At 75.4% G+C, this 4,281-nt stretch carries 5 protein-coding genes and 1 pseudogene; 4 read left to right on the top strand and 2 right to left on the bottom strand.

All coding sequences use genetic code 11. From position 1 onward, the window contains the following. Nucleotides 1–138: 138 nt before the first annotated feature. Both ACFV0Q_RS38975 and ACFV0Q_RS38970 read left to right on the top strand, forming a co-directional pair. Entirely contained in the window at nucleotides 139–744 is a 606-nt protein-coding gene (locus ACFV0Q_RS38975) for a DUF1707 domain-containing protein (protein WP_385012495.1), read from the top strand. Between the two features lie 61 nt (nucleotides 745–805). Then, complete coding sequence (locus ACFV0Q_RS38970) at nucleotides 806–2,278, top strand: DUF445 domain-containing protein (RefSeq protein ID WP_385012493.1); 1,473 nt, start codon at nucleotides 806–808, stop codon at nucleotides 2,276–2,278. 388 nt (nucleotides 2,279–2,666) lie between these two features. Here the strand turns inward: ACFV0Q_RS38970 and ACFV0Q_RS38965 are convergent, their stop codons facing one another. Next, nucleotides 2,667–2,966, bottom strand: a complete 300-nt coding sequence (locus ACFV0Q_RS38965; protein WP_385012491.1) for a hypothetical protein — start codon at nucleotides 2,964–2,966, stop codon at nucleotides 2,667–2,669. Nucleotides 2,967–3,050: 84 nt separating this feature from the next. After that, nucleotides 3,051–3,227, bottom strand: coding sequence for a hypothetical protein (locus ACFV0Q_RS38960; RefSeq protein ID WP_385012489.1), 177 nt, complete (start codon nucleotides 3,225–3,227; stop codon nucleotides 3,051–3,053). Nucleotides 3,228–3,397: 170 nt separating this feature from the next. On the opposite strand from ACFV0Q_RS38960, the gene ACFV0Q_RS38955 reads away from it, so the two are divergent. Further along, nucleotides 3,398–3,940: an acetyl-CoA sensor PanZ family protein gene (locus ACFV0Q_RS38955; RefSeq protein WP_385012488.1), complete on the top strand. Its 543-nt coding sequence runs from the start codon at nucleotides 3,398–3,400 to the stop codon at nucleotides 3,938–3,940. A gap of 29 nt (nucleotides 3,941–3,969) precedes the next feature. Continuing rightward, nucleotides 3,970–4,281 (top strand): annotated as a pseudogene (locus ACFV0Q_RS38950) (hypothetical protein); the annotation flags it as partial.

Here is a 4,281-nt window from a genome sequence, read left to right as displayed (position 1 = left end):
GCGCCGGTCGAGAAGGCGCCGGTCGAGAAGGCGCCGGTCGAGAAGGCGCCGGTCGGGAAGGCGCCGCAGGAGGGCGCGGCGCCCGGACCGGCGGCGGCGCCCGCGCTGAGGGCGTCGGACGCCGACCGGGAGCGGGTCGTGGAGCGCCTGCGGGACGCCGTCGCCGAGGGCCGGCTCGACATGGACGAGTTCGAGGAGCGGCTGGAGGCGGCGTACAAGTCCCGTACGTACGCGGAGCTCGAACCGCTGACCCGCGACCTGCCTCCCGTACCCGGCGCGCTCCCGCTGGGCGCCGTACCCGCCACCGGGCCGACGCCGGGCGGAGCCCCCTGGCCGGGCCGGATCGGCGGCTCCGGGACCTCCTCCACGGCGGTCGCGGTCATGTCGGGCTTCCAGCGCAAGGGCCGCTGGACCGTGCCGGCCCACTTCAACGCGGTGGCCTTCTGGGGCGGCGGCGAGCTCGACCTGCGCGAGGCGGACTTCGCCGAGCGCGCGGTCGTCATCACCTGCGTCGCGATCATGGGCGGCATCCAGATCACCGTCCCGCCGGGGGTCGAGGTCGACGTCCGGGGCATCGGCATCATGGGCGCCTTCGACCAGAGCGGCGCCCAGACCGCGCCGCAGCCGGGCGCCCCGCGGGTGATCGTGAACGGCCTGGCTTTCTGGGGCGGGGTGGAGGTCCGCACCAAGGCGCCGAAGGGCTCGAAGCCGCTGGACGGCGGCGGCTACCGCAAGGAGCTCTGAGCGGCCTCAGCCGCCGTACGGCGCGCCGGGAACTCCCCGGGCCTCCCGGGAGTCGGATGCTATGCAGACAAAACCGGCCACCGGGGGAAGGCAGGAGCACGTGGACATCAGCGTGAAGAACGGTGACGGCGGCGGCGCGGACCGTGCGGGCGGCTCCGGCGGCCCCGGTGGCCCGGGTGGCCCGGGCGGCAGCTCCGGCGGCCCTGGTGGCCCTGGTGGCCCGGACGGGCGTACGAGAGCACGCGCCGCGCCCCCGCCCGCCCGCGGCGCCTTCGTGTTCAGCCCGGCCGACGAGGAGCGGCGGCGCGGCGTCCGCCGGATGAAGACCACCGCGACGGGCCTGCTGATGCTGGTCGCGGTGGTCTACGTACTGGCCAAGTACGCCCAGCACGCGTGGGGCGCGGGCGGCTGGGCCGGGTACGTCGCGGCCGCCGCCGAGGCCGGCATGGTCGGTGCGCTCGCGGACTGGTTCGCCGTCACCGCCCTCTTCCGGCGGCCCCTGGGCCTGCCCATCCCGCACACCGCGATCATCCCGACCAAGAAGGACCAGCTCGGCGTCTCCCTCGGGGAGTTCGTCGGCGAGAACTTCCTCTCGCCCGAGGTGGTGCGCGCCCGGCTGCACGCACTCGGCATCGGCGGGCGCCTCGGCGCCTGGCTGGCGGAACCGGCGCACGCCGACCGGGTCACGGCCGAGCTGGCCACCGCGCTGCGCGGGGCCCTGACCGTCCTGCGCGACTCCGACGTCCAGGCCGTCGTGGGCGAGGCGATCACGCGGCGGGCCGAGGCGGCGGAGATCGCGCCGGGCATCGGCAAGACCCTGGAGAGGGTCGTCGCCGACGGCGGCCACCACCGGGCCGTCGACCTCGTCTGCGCCAAGGCCCACGACTGGCTGGTCACCCACGGGGAGTCCGTCATGGACGCCGTCCAGGGCGGCGCACCGGGCTGGACCCCGCGCTTCGTCGACCGCAAGATCGGCGACCGCGTGTACAAGGAGCTGCTGCGTTTCGTCACCGAGATGCGGGACATGCCGGGGCACCCGGCACGCGGGGCGGTGGACCGCTTCCTGACCGACTTCGCGGCCGACCTGCAGTCCGACACCGAGACGCGGGCGCGGGTGGAGCGGCTGAAGTCCGAGATCCTGGCGCGGGGCGAGGTGCAGGACGTGATCGCCTCGGCGTGGACCGCCGTCCGGTCGATGATGATCTCGGCGGCGGAGGACGAGCAGAGCGAGCTGCGGCTGCGGGTGCGGTCCTCGCTGATGTCCCTGGGCGCCCGCCTGGCCACCGACGGCCGCCTCCAGGACAAGCTGGAGGGCTGGATCGAGGGCGCGGTCGTCTACGTCGTCACCACGTACCGCACCGAGATCACCTCGCTGATCACCGACACGGTGGCGGGCTGGGACGCCGAGCACACCTCGCGCAAGATCGAGGCCCACATCGGCCGCGACCTCCAGTTCATCCGCATCAACGGCACGGTGGTCGGCGCCTTGGCGGGCCTCTTGATCTACACGGTCTCCCAGGCCTTCGGGGCGTGACCCCGGCCCCGGCCCGCCGGGCCCCGGGGGTGGGGCGGGCGCCACGGGCAGTACCGCGGCCCGGCAGCCGTGCCGCACCTGCCCGCCGCACCGGGAAGATCCGGCCTTGCCGGTGGGGAGCGGTGTCGCACCGGGCCACTCGCCCCAGCACCATCCAGCCTCGCCCGGGGGTCCCCCCGGACGGAGTCCGGGGGAGTTTGAGGCGCGGGGTCCGGGGCGGAGCCCCAGGGCTTCGGCGCAGCCGGGTTCGGCCGGTGCGGTTCCGCTGCCCGCGCCGCCCGGTCCGGACAGCGCGTGGGGCCGGCTCCAGAGCCCCCACCCGCCGGCCGGGCCCCGGCGCGCTGGGGCCCGTAAGACCCCGTAAGCCCCCGTAAGCCCCCGCCAAGGGTCAGCCGCGGTCGGCCACCGCCCAGGCCGTCGCCGCGACGACCCCGGCCGCGCCGATGACCGCCGGCCACGCGCCGACCTTCTTGGCCAGCGGGTGCGCCCCCGCGAAGCCCGCCAGGTACAGCGCCCCCAGCCCGGCCGCCGCCGGAGTGCCGCCCCGCCGGTGCCACTCCCGGCCGGCCACGAGCCCGGCGGCGCCGAGCACGACACCGCCCAGAGGCCGCTTCTTGGTCCAGCGCGCGACGGCGTAACCGCCGACCAGGCCGGCTGCCGCCACCGCGGAACTCGGTACCCGCGCCATGTCGAACTCCCTCGTTCGTCTTGTCTGCCGCTCACGCCGACACCCGTCGGCCCGGCACGATGATGCGATAAGTCGCCTACGAGGCTAACGCGGGCCCCTCGACCCCCGCCGGACCCCCACCGCCCCGAGCAGCAGCACCGCCCCGCCGACCACGGCATCCGGCACGGCATCCCGCACCCCGCGCGGCAGCAGCGCCACGACCCCGAGCACGAGGAGGAAGGCGAGCGCGCAGAGCCCGGCCACCCGTAGCAGTCTGTCCACGGGCTGCTCAACGCCCCACCCCCGCCCGCGACACGGACCACACCGGGCCGATTTGTCGCACACTCGCCGTTTCTGCGCACCCCCGGGGCGGGGAACCTCCTGGGCGTAGATTCGGTCTTCCAGGAGGAAACCCCCTCAACTCACCACCCCCACCCCCGGGAGCCGACAGCGTGATCTCTTACGGACGGGCCGTCCTCGACCTCACGGACGAGCTGGTCGACGTCTACGCGGACGTCTTCTCCGCGCCACCGTGGAACGAAGGCGAAGAAACCATTCGCCAGTTCTCGGCCCGCCTCCAGACGGACGTCCGGCGCCCGGGATTCCGTACGGCCTTCGCCCAGTCCGCGACCGGCATCGACGGTTTCGCCACCGGCTGGCTGACCCCGTCACCCTTCCCGAAGAACCGCGCCTACCCCCAGGTCGCCGCCCAGCTCGGCCCGGCGCGGGTACGGGAACTCCTGGTCGGCGCCCTGGAGATAGACGAACTCGCCGTACGCGGCTACGCGCGCGGCCGCGGCACCGGCCGCACCCTGCTCACCGAGATCACCGCCGACGCCCCGGAGCGCCGGGCCTGGCTGCTGACCTCGCGGCTGGCCACGGACACGGTGGCCACGTACCGGCGGCTGGGCTGGCACGAGGTGCCCGCCCTCCCCGGCACCGAGACGGGCGTGGTCGTCTTCCTGTCCCCCGATCACCCGGACCGCGACAGGTAGACCCCCGCCCGCCCGGGCATACCGGGGCCATGATCACACCCAAGGCACCCGTATCCGTGGCCCGCAGGCAGCTCGGCCTCGCCACCCGTCACCAGCTCACCACCATCGCCGGGATCCCCGACGCCACCATCACCTCCCGCACCCGCCCGGGCGGCCCCTGGCAGCGCCTGCTGCCCCGGGTCTACCTCCTCCAGACCGGCCCCCCGGACCACCGCCAACGGGCCCTCGCCGCCGTCCTGTACGCCGCCGAGCCCACCGCCGACCCGCTCTCCGGCGACACGGCCGCCCTCACCGGCGCCGCCGCCCTCACCCTCCTCGGCATCCGCGATACCCCGCCCACC

It is taken from the genome of Streptomyces sp. NPDC059564 (genome assembly GCF_042735575.1).
Classification (GTDB): domain Bacteria; phylum Actinomycetota; class Actinomycetes; order Streptomycetales; family Streptomycetaceae; genus Streptomyces.
This window is presented reverse-complemented; position numbering and strand designations above follow the sequence as displayed.